A 439-nucleotide genomic window follows, 5' to 3' on the forward strand; every position below is an offset into this window, starting at 1 on the left:
TCCGGCGACCATACAAAATGACCGGGAATCTGTTTTGTGATTTCCTCCTGCTTCGCTTCCAGCAATCTGCCGTATTCCTCTTTTATCGGAGATTCATAAATGATGGCAAACCATACAAACATATGGGTGTCCCATAAACCGATCTGAAAGTGAGGGAGTTTCTTATAGCCGCGTTTGCTGTTGGCAAAGGCAACCCAGCTGTCAGCCGGCGGGTTGACAGATCTTCTCGCGTGCTTGGCGACATGCGGGAACATTTCATCTCCTGTCAATGCTGACAATGTCGGTGCGAAATGCTCTCCTAACAAGGTCAGCTTCGGACGGACTTGTTCTTTTAACACCTCCATGCGCGGATCTAAACCTTCTATTGTAAATGTATCGAAGTCTTCTTTTGTAAAACGCATCTGAGTCATCTTTTTCCTCCTTAACGTAAGTATTCATA

Annotated in this window: 1 protein-coding gene; it reads right to left on the minus strand. The window is 45.8% G+C overall.

Annotated features, from left to right (window positions below):
* A partial coding sequence (locus ACTD9P_RS30000) for a DUF1054 domain-containing protein (protein WP_438870478.1) occupies positions 1-410 on the minus strand: 410 nt, incomplete at its 3' end.
* Between the last annotated feature and the right edge of the window lie 29 nt (positions 411-439).

The organism is Pseudomonas onubensis (genome assembly GCF_965653655.1).
Classification (GTDB): Bacteria; Pseudomonadota; Gammaproteobacteria; order Pseudomonadales; family Pseudomonadaceae; genus Aquipseudomonas.